Genomic DNA, 16,048 nt, shown 5'->3' with positions numbered 1-16,048 from the left:
CGGGTGTCCTGGAACACGTCCTTCATCGCGGCGCAGACGGCGTCGGTGTCGACCAGGACATAGTCGTCGACCAGCTCGCGCGCGAGGCGGAAGGTCTCTTCGCCGACCAGCTTGACCGCGGTGCCATCGGCGAACAGGCCGACATCGGCAAGCTGCACGCGCTTGCCGGCCCGGACCGAGCGCACCATCGCGTCGGAGTCGACCGTCTGCACGCCGATCACCTTGATCTCGGGCCGCACGGCCTTGATGTAGGCCGCCACGCCGGAGACCAGGCCGCCGCCGCCGATGGCGACGAAGACCGCGTCGATCGGGCCCTCGTGCTGACGCAGCAGCTCCATCGCGATCGTGCCCTGGCCGGCAATCACGTCGGGGTCGTCGAACGGGTGGACGAAGGTCAGGCCCTCTGCCTTCTCGATCTCGATCGCGCGCAGGTAGGCGTCGGAATAGCTGTCACCGTGCAGCACCACCTCGCCGCCAAGCGCCGCCACGGCGTCGATCTTGACCTTGGGGGTGGTCGTCGGCATCACCACCACCGCGCGGCATTTCAGGCGATGCGCGCTGAGCGCCACGCCCTGGGCGTGGTTGCCGGCAGAAGCGCAGATGACGCCGCGCGTGAGCGACTCGGTCGACAGCTGCGCCATCTTGTTGTAAGCGCCGCGCAGCTTGAAGCTGAAGACCGGCTGGCAATCTTCGCGCTTGAGCAGCACGCTGTTGCCAAGCCGCCTCGACAGCGACTTGGCCGGGTCGAGCGGGGTTTCCTTCGCGACGTCGTAGACCTTGGCGGTCAGGATGCGGCGCAGGTAGTCGGCGGAGCTGGGAAAAGCATTGCGCGCGCTCGCAGCGCGCGACTTGCGGGCGCCGGCCATGGGCGTCTCTCCTCGTCGGGTGTCGGTATCGGGCTCGAGGCAGATTACGGCCGGGCCAGCCGTGCTGCAGCGCCGCATGATATGACAGCACCGATCAGAAAAAAGCCCGGGTCCGTGAGGGCCCGGGCTGAATCCACCGTTGAGGAGGTGGAGGAGACAAGAGGTGCCGCAAACCGGAAAACGATTCCAGCCGCCGCTTGGAGAGCAGTCTAACGCGGCTCTTGCTGCACTGCAATATCCCTGCGCTAGGGAGTGCGCTCCAGGCCGCGATAATGCGCCGATAGTTTCGTTTCGCGCTGCGAGGACTCACGACGATGGAATGCACGGTGCACTGGGTGGCCGACGCCGGCATGGCGATGCTGGCCGAGACCGGCAGCGGCCACACCCTGACGATGGATGGCGCGCCGGAGGGCGGGGGCCGCAATCTCGCCCCGCGGCCCATGGAGACCTTGCTGGCCGGCGCCGGCGGCTGCACGGCTTACGACGTGGTCCTGATCCTCAAGCGCGGCCGGCATGCGGTCAGCGGATGCCAGGTGCAACTGAAGGCTGAGCGCGCCGAGACCGACCCGAAGGTCTTCACCGCGCTGCACATGCACTTCATCGTCAGCGGGCGCGCCTTGCAGTTGGCGGCGGTGGAGCGCGCGGTGGCCCTGTCGCACGAGAAGTACTGCTCGGCGACGGCGATGATCGGCCACACGGCCCGCATCACGACGAGCGTCGAACTTCGCGAAACGGCTGGCTAGCGCGACCGGAACCGCCTCAGAGGGTCAGATGTAGTGGGCCGTGGCGGTCATCACGCGCGCCGCGCCCCGCATCAGCCAGCGCACCGGGGCGGGCAGTGGCCTACCACCGGCCTCCAGCGCGGCGTCGGCGTGCGTCGCCTCGTCGGCCTTCATCTGCAGGACGACGGCGCGGGACGCCTCGTCCTCGACGGGAAGTCGATCCAGGTGGCCGGCCAGGTGCTCTTCGACCTGGCGCTCCGTTTCCACGAGGAAGCCGAGGCTCCAGGCATCCCCGGCGCGGCCGGCGGCCAGCCCCATCGCAAAGGCGCCGGCGTACCACAGCGGGTTCAGCAGGCTCGGCCGATCGCCCAGGGCCTCGAGCCGCTGGGCCGTCCAGGCCAGGTGATCGGTCTCCTCGCGCGCGGCCTGCTGCATCTGAGCGCGGACCTGCGGGCTGCGTGCGGTCAGGCCTTGCGCCTCGTACAGCGCCTGGGCGCAGACTTCGCCGACGTGATTGACGCGCATCAGGGCGCCGGAAATCCGCTTCACCTCGGGCGCTAAGACCGAGGTCGCGGATTCGGGTGCCGGCAGCGGTCTGCTCGCATGGGCCACTCCTGAAACGGTGCGAAGCGCGTTGTCCAAGGTCGCGAGCCAGAGATCCAACGGAGAGAGCACAGCCATTTGGAGAGCATACCGCCGCCGGCCCCGGCGGCGGTGACCGCCATGAGCACAGTGCGCCAACTTGGTGCGCTTAACTCGTTGTTGCATGACAACAAAACGGTGCGCCATTGCCCGATTTCTTTGCGCACGCTGGGGGCCTCTGGTGCAATAGCGGCAACTTCCGATGAGGAGGTTGGCCTGATCGGCCCCACCAGCTTCGGTGATCCGGGTTCTCCCTCGATCGGGACCTCTTGTTCAAACCTAGGAGATCTCTGACATGAAAAAATCTCTGATTGCCCTGGCCGTGCTGGGTGCTTTCGCCGGTGCTGCCTCGGCCCAGTCGTCGGTCACGATCTACGGCTTCATCGACCAAGCCTTGGCCAAGCCGATCGGTACCGAAGACAAGCAGGTCGTTGACGGCGCCCAGTTCGGTGGCGGCAGCCGCCTGGGCTTCCGTGGCGTCGAGGATCTGGGCGGCGGCTACAAGGCCACGTTCGGCATCGAGCACCGCCTGTCGGCCGATACCGGCACGCAAACGACCGCCACCTTCTGGCAGGGTTATTCGACCGTTGGTCTGGTCACGCCCTTCGGCGCGGTGAACCTGGGCCGCCAGTACACCCCGGCGTTCTTGATGATCCAGAACCAGATCGACCCGTTCGGCGGCGAGACGGTGGCGCAAGGCCGTGACACCGGCATGCGCTTTGGTGGCATCACCAAGGCCCGCGTCTCTGATTCGGTTCGCTACGACCTGTCGGTCGGCGGCTTCAATCTCGGTGCCTCTATTGCCGAAGGCGCCCCGAACGGCGGCACCGACAAGCCCTTCTCGATCGCGGCCAATTACGCCGCGGGTCCGTTCTGGGTCGGCGTCGGTTACGAGAACCCGGCCGCCGACAACGACAAGGCCTGGAATATCGGCGGCCGCTACAACTTTGGCTTCATGACCGCCGCTCTGGGCTATGGCAAGGGCACGACCGCTGCTGGCCTGGATGCCAAGGGCTGGATCATCGGCGCGACGGTGCCGTTCGGCGCATTTGACTTCAAGGCCCAGTACTCGAAGAACGACGTCGACGTCGTTGGCGAAACCAAGAAGGTTGGCCTCGGCGTGCACTACAACTTTTCCAAGCGCACCAAGATCTATGCGGACGTGGGCAAGGTTGGCGGCAGCGCAACCGACGCGCTGGACCACAAGACCGGCTACGACCTGGGCCTAAAGCACTCGTTCTAAGCACAGCACCGCGCTTCGGCGCATGCTCGCGAAAGCCGCCTCCGGGCGGCTTTTTTCATGGGGCAAACGCCGGGGTGGCGCGCCGGAGCCGGCCGCTACACTGGGCTGGTCGAACTGCCAAACGGGCTGCTTCGACGCGCCAGGCCTGATCACGGCCCTCGGCACGCCGCTTGCAAAGCACCCCACCAGCATGCTCGCCTTCATCCTCCGCCGCCTGGCCCAAGCGATCGTCGTGATGGGTGCGGTGGCCTTGATCGCTTTCTTGCTGTTCCAGTTCGTCGGCGATCCGGTCACCAACCTGCTGGGCCAGGAGGCGACGCCGGAGCAGCGGGCCCAGTTGCGTGCCGATCTGGGCCTCGACAGGCCGGCGGTCGTGCAGTTTGCCAATTTCATTGGCAACGCCGTCCGCGGCGAGTTCGGCCTGAGCCTGCGCCAGGGCCGCAAGGTATCCGCACTGTTCGTCGAGCGGATGCCAGCGACCTTGGAGTTGGCGCTGGCTGCTGCCGTGCTGGCGCTCGTCTTGGGCATCCCGATGGGCGTGGTGGCCGCGCTGAGGCGTGGCAGCTGGCTCGCCCAGTTCCTGATGGGTTTCTCGCTGTTGGGTGTCTCGCTGCCGACCTTCCTGATCGGGATCCTGCTGATCCTGCTCTTCGCCGTGGTGCTGAACTGGCTGCCCAGCTTCGGGCGCGGCGAGGTGGTGTCGCTGGGCGGCTGGACCACCGGGCTGCTGACGCTCGATGGCTGGCGCCATCTGGTGCTGCCTTCGATCACCCTGTCGATCTTCCAGCTCGCGCTGATCATGCGGCTGGTGCGCGCGGAGATGCTCGAAGTGCTGCGCACCGACTACATCAAGTTCGCCCGGGCCCGCGGCCTGAGCGAGCGCACGGTCTACTTCAGCCATGCACTTAAGAACACGCTCGTGCCGGTGATGACGATCACCGGCCTGCAACTCGGAGGCTTGATCGCCTTCGCGATCATCACCGAGACGGTGTTCCAGTGGCCGGGCATGGGCCTGCTGTTCATTCAGGCGGTGCAGTTCGCCGACATCCCGGTGATGGCGGCGTACCTGTGCCTGATCTCGCTGATCTTCGTCGTCATCAACCTGGTGGTCGATCTGCTGTATTTCGTGGTCGACCCCCGGTTGCGGATTGACCGCGCTGTGGCTGCTCACTGATGGTTCCCGTCGATTCTTCGTCACCCGGCGGCGCCTGGGGCCGATTCTTCGATGGCGACCTCTGGCACAGCTTTCGTCGGTCGCCCGTCGCGCAGATGGCGGCGGTCCTGGTGCTCGTCAGCACCTTCGCGGCCTTGTTCGCCCCGTGGGTGGCGCCCCACAATCCGTTCGACCTCTCGACGATCGACCTGCTGGATGCCCGGCTGCCGCCCGCCTGGCAGCCGGACGGCAACCCCCGCTTCCTGCTGGGCACCGATGACCAGGGCAGGGACATCCTCTCGGCCGTCATCTACGGCACGCGGATCTCGCTGTTCGTCGGCCTGTGCGCCGTCGTGCTGTCGCTGGTGCTCGGGGTCGGGCTCGGGTTGCTGTCGGGATTCGCCGGCGGGCACCTCGACGCCTTCATCATGCGCGTGTGCGACGTGATGCTGTCGTTCCCAGCCATCCTTGTCGCGCTGCTGATCGACGGCGTCGGGCGCGCGATGTTCCCCAATGCGCACGACGCGCTCGCGTTCACGGTGCTGATCCTCGCGATTGCCTTGACCGGCTGGGTCAAGTACGCCCGCACGGTACGCGGCTCGACGCTGGTCGAACGACACAAGGAATACGTGCAGGCGGCCCGGGTGATCGGTGTCGCGCCGGTGCGCATCATGTGGCGGCACGTGCTGCCCAACGTCACTGGCCCGGTGCTGGTGCTGGCAACCATCGACATCGCGGCGGCGGTGATCATCGAGGCCACGCTGTCCTTCCTCGGCGTCGGCGTGCCGCCGACCAGCCCGTCATTGGGCACCTTGATCCGCATCGGCAACGACTACCTGTTCTCGGGCGAATGGTGGATCACCGTTTTTCCCGGTGCGATGCTGATGATCATCGCACTGAGCGTGAACCTGCTGGGCGATTGGCTGCGCGATGCATTGAACCCGCGGCTGCAGTGAATCGCCGATGAGTTCCCCATTGCTCGAAGTCAGTCACCTGCGGGTCGAGTTTCCGACCCGCCGCGGCACGCTGCTCGCGCTGGACGACATCAGCTTCACCATCGCGCCAGGCGAGATCCTCGGTGTGGTCGGTGAATCGGGCGCGGGCAAGTCCCTGACCGGCGCTGCCATCATCGGCCTGCTCGAGCCGCCCGGCCGTATCGCAGCTGGCGAAGTGCGCCTGGAGGGTCGCCGAATCGACCAACTTCGGCCGGCCGAGTGGCGGCGGGTGCGCGGGCGCCAGATCGGCGCGATCTTCCAGGACCCGCTGACATCGCTGAACCCACTGTACACAGTGGGCCATCAATTGGTCGAGACGATCCGCGCGCACCTGCCCCTGTCGGCCGCGCAAGCCCGCGAGCGCGCGATCGACCTGCTGCGCCAGACCGGCATTCCGGCGCCCGAGGCGCGCATCGACCAGTACCCGCACCAGTTCTCCGGCGGCATGCGCCAGCGGGTGGTCATCGCGCTGGCGTTGGCGGCCGAGCCGCGGCTGATCGTGGCCGACGAGCCGACCACGGCGCTGGACGTATCGATCCAGGCGCAAATCATCTCGCTGCTCAAGCGCGTCGCGCGCGATCACGGCGCAGCGGTGATGCTGGTCACCCACGACATGGGCGTGATCGCCGAAACCTGCGATCGCGTGGCGGTGATGTACGCCGGCCGCATCGTGGAGATCGGGCCGGTGCAGGCGGTGATCCACCGGCCGGCCCACCCTTACACGCGTGGGCTGATGGGTTCGATTCCGGCGATGGACGTCGAGCGCGAACGTCTGGCGCAGATCGACGGCGCGATGCCGCGGCTGAACGCGATCCCGCTGGGCTGCGCCTTCAACCCGCGGTGCGCCGACGCGATGCCGCGCTGCAGCGTCGAGCGGCCCGAGTTGCTCGATGCAGGCACAACGCGCGCCGCGTGCTGGCTGCATGCACCAGGGGGTGCGGCGTGAGCGCCACCTGGCTGCCCAGCGGTGCCCCTGGAACCGCTCTCGTCGAAGCGCGCGACCTAGCCAAGGTCTTCGACGTGTCGCCGCCATGGCTGAACCGCTTGGTCGAGCGCCAGCCGCGCCGTTTCGTGCATGCGGTGGATGGCGTCGGCTTCTGCATCGAGGCCGGGCGGACGCTGGCGCTGGTCGGCGAATCGGGTTGCGGCAAGAGCACGGTCGCGCGGCTTCTCGTCGGGCTGCACACGCCGACCCGCGGCGAAGTGATCTTCGACGGCCAGCCGACGCATGAGACGCTCGCCTCGGCCCAGGCTCTGCGGCTGCGGCGGCGCATGCAGATGATTTTCCAGGACCCGTACGCCAGCCTGAACCCCCGCTGGCGGGTGCAGGACATCGTCGCCGAGCCTTTGCGCGAACACGGGCTGGTGAAAGACGCCGGCGAGCTCGTCGCGCAAGTCGCCGACTTGCTGAGGGCCGTGGGCCTGTCGCCGGCCGATGCCGGCCGCTACCCGCACCAGTTCTCGGGCGGGCAGCGCCAGCGCATCTCGATCGCCCGTGCGTTGGCCACGCGGCCCGAATTCCTCGTCTGCGACGAGCCGACCTCGGCGCTCGACGTGTCGGTGCAGGCCCAGGTGTTGAACCTGATGAAAGATCTGCAGCGCGAGCGCGGTCTGAGCTATCTATTCATCTCCCATAACCTGGCGGTGGTGCGGCACATCAGCGATGCCGTCGGGGTGATGTACCTCGGCCGCCTGGTCGAGCTGGCACCGAAGGCGGCGCTGTTCGGCGCACCGCGCCACCCGTACACACGGATGCTGCTCGATGCGATTCCCGATCTGCACATGAGCGGCCGAGCCCGCACACCCGTGCAGGGCGAGGTGCCTAACCCGCTGAACCCGCCCAGCGGCTGCAGCTTTCATCCACGATGCCCGCATGCGAATGCGCGCTGCCGCGCCGAGCGGCCACGTTGGCAATCGCTGGCCGGCATCCAGATCGCCTGCCATGCGGTGGAGGAGGGCCGTATCTGACGGCCGCCCGGCGCGTTCAGCCGGCGATCAGCTTCTCGCCGGCAAACAACTGGGCCACCGATTCGCGCTCACGGATCAGGTGCACCGCGTCTCCGTCGACCATCACCTCCGCGGCGCGAGGCCGGGTGTTGTAGTTGCTCGCCATCGTCATGCCATAGGCGCCGGCGGACAGCACGGCGAGCACGTCGCCCGGCTCGACAGCGAGCTTGCGGTCGTGGCCCAGCCAGTCGCCCGATTCGCAGACCGGGCCGACCACGTCCCAGGTGCGCGCCTGGGTGGTGCGGCGCACGCAAGGCTCGATGCGCATCCAGGCTTGGTACATCGCCGGGCGCACCAGGTCGTTCATCGCCGCATCGACGATGCAGAAATTCTTCTCTTCGCCCGGCTTCAGGTACAGCACCGACGCCAGCAGCACGCCGGCGTTGCCGACCAGCGAGCGGCCGGGCTCGAGCAGGATCTCGCGGTGGCCGTGGCCGCGTTCGTCGATGCGGGCGAGCATCTGGCGCACCAGGTCTTCGGCGCTGGGCGGCTCTTCGTCGGTGTAGGTGATGCCGAGGCCGCCGCCGAGGTCGATGTGCCGCAGATCGATGCCGTCTGCGGCCAGCGCGTCGACCAGATCGAGCAGGCGGTCCAGCGCGTCCAGGTAAGGGCTCGCGCTGGTGATCTGCGACCCGATGTGGCAATCGATGCCAACCACCTCGATGCCTGGCAGCTCCCGCGCCTGCCGGTACACCGACAGCGCCCGCTCGTGGGCAACGCCGAACTTGTTGGCTTTCAGGCCGGTCGATATGTAGGGGTGCGTGCCGGCATCGACATCCGGGTTGACGCGCAGGCTCATCGGCGCGCGCCGGCCGAGCGAAGAGGCCACCTCGGACAGCGCGGCCAGTTCCGGCTCGCTCTCGACATTGAAGCAGCGCACACCGGCGTCCAGCGCCTGCCGCATCTCGTCGTGGGTCTTGCCGACGCCCGAGAACACGATGCGGCTGGCGGGTGCGCCAGCCGCCAGCACCCGCTGCAGTTCACCACCCGACACGATGTCGAAACCGCAACCCGCCTCGGCGAAGGTCTGCAGCACGGCCAGGCTGGAGTTGGCCTTCATCGCATAGCACAGCAGGTGCGGCCGGCCCGCCAGGGCGCGCTGGTAGCTCGCTGCGGCGGCGCGCATGGCGTTGCGCGAATAAGCGTACAAGGGCGTGCCGAAGCGGCGCGCCAGCTCGAGCAGCGGCAGGCCCTCGAGCCAAAGGCCATCGTCGCGGGCGGTCAGGAAGGGGTGGCCGGGCAGTGTCATCGAGCGGGGGTGGCCGCGCTGGCGGCCGAAGACGGTGGGGCGGTAGGGGAAGGGGTGGGAGCGGCCGGAGCCACCGAAGCCGCACCAGGCAGCACCAGCGGCCCGCGCTGGCCGCAGCCGGCCAGCAGGCACAACCCCAGGGCACAAACTAGGCTTGGCTTCAAGACCCTGACCCGGTGGCGCGGCATGGGCGCCACTACACTCGACGCGGCGCGGTACGGCATGCCGCGAAGTGTACCGATGACCATGAGCACGCAGGGCCGCCCCAAGGGCGATTTCCCCCTCGGGGGGACGGCGCAGAGCGCCAAGGGGGGTGTATGACCGCTTCCTCCTTCACCGATGCCGAATACCACCAGCGCGCCTCGGCCGTGCTGGCCGTGATCGAGCGCCAGGTCGACCGTTGGCTCGACCAGGACGTGATCGACATCGACAGCCACCGCACCGGGGGCCTGCTCGAACTGGCGCTGCCCAACGGCAGCAAGCTGATCATCAACACCCAGCCGCCGTTGCACGAACTGTGGCTGGCTGCCAAGGCGGGCGGCTACCACTTCCGCTTGCAGCCCGACGGCCGCTGGCTCGACACGCGCGACGGCGTTGATTTCTTCCAGCGCCTGTCCGAGCAGGCAACCGCCCAAGCAGGCAGGCCCCTGGCCTTCTCGCTTCCCCCCTGACGCGCGAAGCGCCGTGGGCCCCAAGTCGCTTGCGCGGATCCGGCCCCGCCGGTCCGCTGCAAGGGTCCCCTCGGGGGGGCAGCGAGCGCCAGCGAGCGTGGGGGTCAACGAAATAATTCGAGGATGCCCTTCTTCTCGTCCTCGGTCGGCGGCTGTGGCAGTGTCTCGTCGGTGCCGAGCGTGCTGATGCCCTGGCCCGGGCTGTACTCGTCGTAGTACCACTCGCCGGCGACGTTCACCACCCCTTCCGGCGCCGACGATTCGACGACCGGCACGCCCTTGAGCACCTGGCTCATGTACTCGATCCAGACCGGCAGCGACAAGCCGCCGCCGGTCTCGCGGTCGCCGAGCTTGCGCGGCGTGTCGTAGCCGATCCAGACGATGGCGGCCAGCGACGGGTGGAAGCCGGCGAACCAGGCATCCATCGAATCATTGGTCGTGCCCGTCTTGCCGTAGACATCCGGGCGCTTCAGCGTGGCCTGCGCGCGCGCGGCGGTGCCGGAACGGGTCACCTCCTGAAGCAGGCTGTCCATCACGAAGGCATTGCGCGCATCGATTACCCGCTGCGCCTCGTCGGGGCCGTGCAGATCGACCTCGTGCAGCACCTTGCCGCGCGAATCGGTGATGCGTGCGATCAGCACCGGGTTGACGCGGTAGCCGCCGTTGGCGAACACGCTGTAGGCGGTGGCCATCTGCATCGGCGTGACGGAGCCCGCGCCGAGCGCCATGGTGAGGTAGGGCTCGTGCTTCTCGCGATCGAAGCCGAAGCGGGTGACCCAGTCGCGCGCATAGTCGACGCCGACGGACTGCAGGATACGGATCGAGACCATGTTCTTGGACTTGGCCAGCGCCGTGCGCAGCGGCATCGGGCCTTCGAACTTGCCGTCGTAGTTCTTCGGCTCCCAGGGCTGGCTGCCGGTGGCGCCGGCGTCGAAGAACAGCGGCGCGTCGTTGACGATGGTGGCCGGGGTGAAGCCTTTTTCCAGCGCCGACGAATAGATGAAGGGCTTGAAGCTCGAGCCCGGCTGGCGCCAGGCCTGGGTGACGTGGTTGAACTTGTTCTTGCCGAAGTCGAAACCGCCGACCATGGCCCGGATCGCGCCGGTGGCGGGCTCGATGGACACGAAGGCGCCTTCGACCTCCGGCTGCTGGGTCAGTGTCCAATCGCCCTTGGCCCCCCTGATCGCCCGCACGACGGCGCCACGCCGGATCTGGCGCTTGGCGTCGGCGTTGGCTGCCAGGCCCGACGCGACCGGGCGCAGGCCGTCTCCGGTGACGGTGATCGACTCGCCGGACTGCAGCACGGCGATCACCTTCTTCGGCCCCGCCTCGAGCACGACGGCGGCCTTGAGTTCATCGTTGTCGGGGTGGTCCGCCAGTGCCTCCGCGACGCGCGTATCGACCGCCTTGGGATCCGCCGGCAGGTCGACATAGGCCTCGGGTCCACGGTAGACCTGGCGGCGCTCATAGTCCATCAGGCCGCGCCGCAACGCGCGGTAGGCCACCATCTGATCGGCAGCCCGCACGGTCAGCTGGACCTGCAGCCCGCGCGTGTAGGTGTCCGCGCCATACTGATTGAAGACGAGCTGGCGCGCCACTTCGGCCACATACTCGGCATGCACTGGCACGTCCGTCGGCACGCGGTACTTCAGTTCCTGCGCCTTGGCTTCGGCATGCTGTTCGGGCGTGATGAAGCCGTTGTCGAGCATCCGGTCGATGATGTACTGCTGGCGCACGGCGGCGCGGCGCGGGTTGGCGATCGGGTTGTAGGCCGACGGCGCTTTGGGCAGGCCGGCCAGCATCGCCGCCTCGGCGATCGTGATGTCCTTCAGCGGCTTGCCGAAATAGATCTCGCTGGCCGCGGCGAAGCCATAGGCGCGCTGGCCGAGATAGATCTGGTTCATGTACAGCTCGAGGATCTGGTCCTTGCTGAGCTGGCGCTCGATCTTCAGCGCAAGCAGGATCTCGTAGAGCTTGCGCGTCACCGACTTCTCGGTCGAGAGGTAGAAGTTGCGCGCCACCTGCATCGTGATGGTCGACGCACCCTGGCTGCCCACCGAGCCGAATTGCGCCAGCCCGGCGCGGATCACGCCGATGTAGTCGACGCCGCTGTGCTGATAGAAGCGAGCATCTTCGATCGCCAACACCGCGTCCTGCATCACCTTCGGGATCTGGGCGATCGGCGTGAAAGTGCGGCGTTCATCGCCGTATTCGCCGAGCAGGGCACCGTCGGCCGACATCACTCGCAGGGGCAAGCGGGGCCGGTAGTCGGTCACTGAATCGAGCTCGGGCAGGTTCGGGTAGGCGACCGCCAGCGCGATGGCCGCGGAGATCAGCATGACGATCAGGCCGGCTCCGGCCAGCCCCAGCGCGCCCAACACCAGCCTGACCGGCGTGCGCCACCAGGGCCCGGCGGCCGGGCTGCCGTTGGCTGAAGAGGTATTCGTGCGGTCGTCGTCGCTCATGGGGCTCCTGCTATGGGCCGGGCGATTATAGAAATCGAGGGGGATTCACCTGCCGTGATTTCCGGCGGGGCGGAATTGCGTCCTCGCACACAGTTGCTTGCCGCCATGAACGCCTTGTCACAGTGGCTGGTGGAAACCCAGGGGGAGGCCCTGCCGATAAGAACGGAGCACGTGTGCGAATCGCAACGAGGAGTGGGTTTTGTCGGCCACTTTTCCTTTCTTTCTCAACACTCTTGCTGCTAGGATTGAAGTGCTTTGTTAACTTTGCGTCCTGTTGTGGCGCCGCTGGAGCCTTGACCCGTGGGTTTTCTTGATCGCCTGTTGGGCCAGAAGCATCCGCAGATGATTGGCCTCGATATCAGTTCCTCCAGCGTCAAGCTGGTCGAATTGTCACAATCTGCATCTGGTGAACTGGTTCTGGAGCGATTGGCCAGCGAGCCGTTCGAAAAGGGCTGGATCGTCGACGGCCAAATCGAGAAATTCGACGAGGTTGCCGACGCCGTGCGCCGCGTGGTCAGCCGCAGCGGCACCAAGACCCGCCACGTGGTGATGGCGATGCCCCAGTCGGCCGTGATCACCAAGAAGATCGTCTTGCCGGCCGGCCTGCGCGAAGACGAGATGGAACTGCAGGTCGAGTCCGAGGCGCACCAGTACATCCCCTTCTCGCTCGACGAGGTCAGCCTCGACTTCTGCGTCATCGGCCCGAATGCCAACTCGGCCGGCGATGTCGACGTGCTGATCGCTGCGTCGCGCAAGGATCGCGTGCAGGACCGCCAGGGTCTGGCCGAGGCCGCCGGGCTCACGCCGGTGGTGCTCGACATCGAATCGCACGCATCGCGCCTGGCCATGGGCCGGCTGATCGGCGCGCTGCCCGATCAGGGCAAGGACTCGCTGGTGGCCTTGTTCGAGATCGGCGCCGACACGACCAGCCTGAAGGTGCTGCGCGAAGAGGAAATGCTCTACGACCGCGATCAATCCTTCGGCGGCTCCCAACTCACGCAGCTGATTTCCCGCCAGTACGGTTTCTCCTACGAAGAGGCCGAGCAGAAGAAGATCAGCGGCGACCTGCCGGAAGACTATGAACCCACGCTGTTGACCCCGTTCGTCGACAGCCTGGCGCACGAGATCGGCCGCGCGCTTCAGTACTTCTTCACCAGTACCCCCCACCACAAGGTGCACTACGTGATGCTGGCCGGTGGCACGGCGGCCATGCCGGGCCTGCGCGAACGGGTCAAGGACGTGACCGGCTTCGCCTCCAAGGTCGTCAATCCGTTCGAAGGCATGAAGCTCGGCTCTTCGGTGCGCGAAGCCAAGCTGCGACGCGAGGCGCCGTCGTACCTGACGGCCTGTGGCCTGGCGATGCGGAGGTTCGTGCAGTGATCTTGATCAACCTACTTCCGCACCGCGAAGCGCGCCGCCAGGAACGCAAGCGGGCATTCTTCTCGGCGCTGGGTCTGGCCGGCGTGGTCGGCGTGGGCATCGTGATCCTGTGGTTCGGCGTGCTGCAGCAGCTCACGTCGGCGCAGGAGTCGCGCAACCGCTTCCTGGCCGAAGAGATCAAGAAGCTCGAGGACCAGATCAAGGACGTCGCCACGCTGCGCGCCGAGATCGACGCGCTCAAGGCGCGCCAGAAAGCGGTCGAAGACCTGCAGACCGACCGCAACGTGCCGGTCTACCTGCTCGACGAACTGGTCAAGCAGACGCCCGAAGGCATTTATCTCACCTCGGTCAGGCAAAACGGAAACATCGTCACGGTGGGCGGCATGTCGCAGACCAACGAACGTGTGTCGGAGATGTTGCGCAACACCGCCTACAACTCGCCCTGGCTGGAGCGGCCGGAGCTCGTCGAGATCAAGGCCGTCACCCTCGGCAAGGACCGTGATCAACGCCGGCTGTTCGATTTCTCGATGCGTGTGACGATCAAGCGCCCGCAGGGGCCCGCAGGCGCGGCGAGTGCCGCCAGTGCGCCAGGGTCGGCCAAGCCGACCAAGCCGGCCAAGGTTTCGTGAGGCGGATGATGGCTACCAGCAAATCCACCACGCCACGCATCGATGTCGCCGCGGCACTGCGCCGCGCCGCAGCCCAGTTCCGCGAGCTCAACCCGAAAGAGCCAGGCCAATGGCCGGTGCTGCCCAAGATCGTCAGCTGCATCGCGGTGGCCATCGTGGTCGTGGCGCTCGGCTGGCTCGCGGTGCTCAGTGACGCCGACAGTGGTCTTCAGGCCGCCCGCGACAAGGAGCCCCGGCTCAAGGCTGACTATCGCGACAAGCTGAAGCAGGCCGTCAACCTGAACGAGTTGAAGAAGCAGAAGGAGCAGGTCCAGGAGTACGTGACCCAGCTCGAAAAACAACTGCCGGGCAAGGCCGAGATGGACGCGCTGCTGTCCGACATCAACCAGGCCGGCATCGGGCGTGGCCTGCAGTTCGAGCTCTTCCGGCCCGGCCAGGTGGTGGTCAAGGACTACTACGCCGAGTTGCCGATCGCGATCAAGGTCTCCGGCCGCTATCACGACGTCGGCTCGTTCGTCGCGGATGTGGCCAACCTGTCGCGCATCGTGACGCTGCACAACCTGACGATCGCACCACCGCCGAAGGACACTTCAGGCAACCTGGTGATGGAGGCCACGGCGCGCACGTACCGCTACCTGGACGCAGCCGAGGTCGCTGAGGTCAAGGCCGCGGCGGCCAAGGCGAAGCAAAAGGATAAGGGCAAGAAGTCATGAAGCGCCTGGCTCTGAGTCTGGTCGGCGCCGCGGCAATCCTCGCGGGGTGCGGCGCCAACACCGATGAACTGACGCAGTGGATGGACGAGCAGAAGCGCGAGGTCAAGCCCAGCGTCGAGCCCATCGTGGCGCCGAAGAAGTTCGTGCCGCAGCCTTACGCGTCCATCTCGGGCATCGAGCCCTTCAGCAGCCAGAAGATCGGCTCGGGCACGCGCATCGACGGTGGCCAGACGAACGCGATGCTCGCCGCACAGCTTCGCCGGCGCAAAGAGCCGCTCGAGGCCTATCCCCTGGACGCGATGAAGATGGTCGGCACGGTCACCCGTCAAGGCAGCCCCCACGCCTTGATCGAGGTCGACAAGCTGCTGCACTACGTCAAGGCGGGCGAATACATCGGCCAGAACTACGGCCAGATCACCAAGATCGGCGAAACAGAACTGTCACTGCGCGAACTCGTGCAGGACGCGGCGGGCGAATGGATCGAGCGCACCACGACCCTCCAGCTTCAGGAGAAGGCGCGATGAATCACAAGTTGGAGTCACGCAAGATGCGGAGTTGGACGGTGGGAGGGCTGCTTCTGGCCCTGGGGCTGGCGATGCCGAGCCTGACCTGGGCACAGAATCTGATCCGCTCGGTCAGCAGCAACCAGCAGTCGACCGGCGAGGTGATCCGCGTCGAACTCAGCGAGGCGCTCGCCGCGGCGCCAACTGGGTTTGCGATCCAGGCGCCGCCCCGGGTCGCCATCGACCTGCCGAACGTCGTCAATGGCATCGGCAAGTCGGCCGTCGAGATCAATTCCGCCAATGTCCGCAGCGTCAACATCGCCAGTGCCGGCGATCGCACGCGCTTGGTGTTGAGTCTGAAGCAGCCGACGAACTACCGCACCGAGTTGCAGGGCAAGTCGCTGCTGATCATGCTGGATCAGCCGACCATTGCCACCTCCGCCACCGCGGCTCCGGCGTCTGCACCGCAACCAGTGCATTTCGCCAATAGCCAGAACGCCGAGCAACTGCCGCTGCGTGACATCGATTTCCGCCGCGGGCCGGATGGGGCGGGGCGCATCATCGTCGGCTTGGCCAGCACCCAGATCGGCGTTGATCTGAAACAGCAGGGACAAAACCTCGTCGTCGAGTTCCTGCGTTCGACGCTGCCGGAATCGCTGCGGCGCAAACTCGATGTGTCGGATTTCGGCACGCCGGTTCAATCGTTGTCGACAGTGCAGAGCGGCGATCGGGTACGCATGATCGTCGAGCCGCGCGGCGCCTGGGAACACAGCGCCTACCAGACCGATACGCAATTCGTCCTCGAGGTGC

17 protein-coding genes are annotated in these 16,048 nt (G+C 66.8%); 12 read left to right on the top strand and 5 right to left on the bottom strand.

The features are described from left to right. Positions 1-866, bottom strand: an 866-nt coding sequence (gene ilvA, locus VJ693_RS05365) for a threonine ammonia-lyase, biosynthetic (protein ID WP_324152465.1), incomplete at its 3' end; no start/stop codon positions are given. Between the two features lie 314 nt (positions 867-1,180). Here ilvA and VJ693_RS05360 point away from each other — a divergent pair. After that, positions 1,181-1,609 (top strand): OsmC family protein, encoded by a 429-nt coding sequence (locus tag VJ693_RS05360; RefSeq protein WP_324152464.1) that lies wholly within the window; start codon positions 1,181-1,183, stop codon positions 1,607-1,609. Between the two features lie 24 nt (positions 1,610-1,633). Here VJ693_RS05360 and coq7 read toward each other — a convergent pair whose 3' ends face one another. After that, on the bottom strand, positions 1,634-2,269 hold the full coding sequence (gene coq7 / locus VJ693_RS05355; RefSeq protein WP_324152470.1) for a 2-polyprenyl-3-methyl-6-methoxy-1,4-benzoquinone monooxygenase: 636 nt from the start codon (positions 2,267-2,269) through the stop codon (positions 1,634-1,636). Positions 2,270-2,525: 256 nt separating this feature from the next. Here coq7 and VJ693_RS05350 point away from each other — a divergent pair, with 256 nt between their 5' ends. From VJ693_RS05350 to VJ693_RS05330, 5 genes are all read left to right on the top strand, one after another. Beyond that, positions 2,526-3,473: a porin gene (locus VJ693_RS05350; protein WP_324152463.1), complete on the top strand. Its 948-nt coding sequence runs from the start codon at positions 2,526-2,528 to the stop codon at positions 3,471-3,473. 190 nt (positions 3,474-3,663) lie between these two features. After that, positions 3,664-4,647 (top strand): ABC transporter permease, encoded by a 984-nt coding sequence (locus VJ693_RS05345; protein ID WP_324152469.1) that lies wholly within the window; start codon positions 3,664-3,666, stop codon positions 4,645-4,647. Then, positions 4,647-5,582, top strand: coding sequence for an ABC transporter permease (locus VJ693_RS05340; RefSeq protein ID WP_324152462.1), 936 nt, complete (start codon positions 4,647-4,649; stop codon positions 5,580-5,582). The genes VJ693_RS05345 and VJ693_RS05340 overlap by 1 nt, the downstream gene beginning before the upstream one ends. 7 nt (positions 5,583-5,589) lie before the next feature. Beyond that, positions 5,590-6,567 (top strand): ABC transporter ATP-binding protein, encoded by a 978-nt coding sequence (locus VJ693_RS05335; RefSeq protein WP_324152461.1) that lies wholly within the window; start codon positions 5,590-5,592, stop codon positions 6,565-6,567. Then, entirely contained in the window at positions 6,564-7,589 is a 1,026-nt protein-coding gene (locus VJ693_RS05330) for an oligopeptide/dipeptide ABC transporter ATP-binding protein (protein ID WP_324152459.1), read from the top strand. The genes VJ693_RS05335 and VJ693_RS05330 overlap by 4 nt, the downstream gene beginning before the upstream one ends. 16 nt (positions 7,590-7,605) lie before the next feature. On the opposite strand, the gene lysA is transcribed toward VJ693_RS05330, so the two are convergent. Further along, positions 7,606-8,877 carry a diaminopimelate decarboxylase gene (gene lysA / locus VJ693_RS05325; protein ID WP_324152458.1) on the bottom strand — a complete coding sequence of 424 codons (1,272 nt, stop codon included), beginning with the start codon at positions 8,875-8,877 and terminating at the stop codon, positions 7,606-7,608. Then, on the bottom strand, positions 8,874-9,065 hold the full coding sequence (lptM, locus tag VJ693_RS05320) for an LPS translocon maturation chaperone LptM (RefSeq protein WP_324152468.1): 192 nt from the start codon (positions 9,063-9,065) through the stop codon (positions 8,874-8,876). The genes lysA and lptM overlap by 4 nt, the downstream gene beginning before the upstream one ends. A 129-nt stretch (positions 9,066-9,194) precedes the next feature. Here lptM and cyaY point away from each other — a divergent pair, with 129 nt between their 5' ends. Next, positions 9,195-9,548, top strand: a complete 354-nt coding sequence (cyaY, locus tag VJ693_RS05315) for an iron donor protein CyaY (protein ID WP_324152456.1) — start codon at positions 9,195-9,197, stop codon at positions 9,546-9,548. A gap of 104 nt (positions 9,549-9,652) precedes the next feature. Here cyaY and VJ693_RS05310 read toward each other — a convergent pair whose 3' ends face one another. Then, positions 9,653-12,013: a penicillin-binding protein 1A gene (locus VJ693_RS05310; RefSeq protein ID WP_414652233.1), complete on the bottom strand. Its 2,361-nt coding sequence runs from the start codon at positions 12,011-12,013 to the stop codon at positions 9,653-9,655. Between the two features lie 342 nt (positions 12,014-12,355). On the opposite strand from VJ693_RS05310, the gene VJ693_RS05305 reads away from it, so the two are divergent. From VJ693_RS05305 to VJ693_RS05285, 5 genes are all read left to right on the top strand, one after another. Beyond that, the gene (locus VJ693_RS05305) at positions 12,356-13,393 is read left to right on the top strand and encodes a pilus assembly protein PilM (protein WP_324152455.1); all 1,038 of its coding nucleotides are present in this window, start codon (positions 12,356-12,358) and stop codon (positions 13,391-13,393) included. Next, entirely contained in the window at positions 13,390-14,022 is a 633-nt protein-coding gene (locus VJ693_RS05300; protein ID WP_324152454.1) for a PilN domain-containing protein, read from the top strand. The genes VJ693_RS05305 and VJ693_RS05300 overlap by 4 nt, the downstream gene beginning before the upstream one ends. Before the next feature lie 8 nt (positions 14,023-14,030). Further along, complete coding sequence (locus VJ693_RS05295) at positions 14,031-14,735, top strand: type 4a pilus biogenesis protein PilO (RefSeq protein WP_324152453.1); 705 nt, start codon at positions 14,031-14,033, stop codon at positions 14,733-14,735. After that, a complete protein-coding gene (locus VJ693_RS05290) occupies positions 14,732-15,259 on the top strand; it encodes a pilus assembly protein PilP (RefSeq protein ID WP_324152452.1) in 528 nt (175 codons plus the stop codon). The genes VJ693_RS05295 and VJ693_RS05290 overlap by 4 nt, the downstream gene beginning before the upstream one ends. Further along, positions 15,256-16,048, top strand: a 793-nt coding sequence (locus VJ693_RS05285; protein ID WP_324152451.1) for a type IV pilus secretin family protein, incomplete at its 3' end; no start/stop codon positions are given. The genes VJ693_RS05290 and VJ693_RS05285, both read left to right, overlap by 4 nt.

This window comes from Ideonella sp., assembly GCF_035254525.1.
Classification (GTDB): Bacteria; Pseudomonadota; Gammaproteobacteria; order Burkholderiales; family Burkholderiaceae_C; genus Ideonella.
This window is presented reverse-complemented; position numbering and strand designations above follow the sequence as displayed.